Here is an 839-nt window from a genome sequence, read left to right on the forward strand (position 1 = left end):
ACGGCCTACCCGGCCACGCCCCGGTCCGGACCGCCTACCCGGCCGCGTGCTCCTGCAGGGCCGCGAGCACGTGCATGTGCTCGCGGTTCGACGGGTAGAGGTGGCTGTAGGTGGCGTAGAGCTTTTCGTACAGCGGGGCCGTCGCCGGATCGGGACTCACGGTCGCCGCCGTGCGGGCCCAGTCCGTCCCGGCGGGCACGGCCCCGGTGCCGATGGCGGCGAGCAGCGCGTCCCCGTAGCTGGCGCCGATGGCCTGTTCCGGGACCAGCTGTTCGCGCCCGCTGATGTTGCTGACGATTTCCGTCCACAGCCTGGCCTTGGTGCCGCCGCCGACGGCCACGACGCGCCGGATCGGTTCGCCCGCGTGTTCGAGGTACTCCAGGATCTGCCGGATGCCGAAGCCGATGCCCTCATAGGCGGCACGGAACAGGTGGCCGCGTCCGTGGCGCAGCGACAGGCCGGTGATCAGGCCGCGGGCGTCCGGGTCGAAGACAGGGGTCCGTTCGCCGGCGAAGTAGGGCAGCAGCAGCAGTCCGTCGGATCCCGGCGGCACCGCGGCGGCCTCCGTGATGAGCTGCTCGAACGGGACGCCGCCGAACAGCCGCTGCAGCCACGTGGTCAGGCTCCCGGACGTGGACATCCCCGCCGCCAACGTCAGCGACCCCGGATCCACCCCGGCCGTGGTCCAGAGTTTGGGTTCGGACCGGAACTCCCCGAGGACCTGGACGAAGAACATGGTGGAGCCGTACATCAGCATGAGGTCGCCCGGCTGCCGCACGCCCGCGCTGAACGCCTCGGCCCAGGCGTCGACGGTGCCCGCGCAGACCGGCACGCCTTCC

The 839-nt window shown here is 72.0% G+C and carries 1 protein-coding gene; it reads right to left on the reverse strand.

The window, feature by feature from the left end:
* Positions 1–34: 34 nt before the first annotated feature.
* Positions 35–839, reverse strand: an 805-nt coding sequence (locus AC5RV2_RS18640) for an FGGY-family carbohydrate kinase (RefSeq protein ID WP_494093562.1), incomplete at its 5' end; no start/stop codon positions are given.

It is taken from the genome of Arthrobacter sp. Y3225116 (assembly GCF_059091245.1).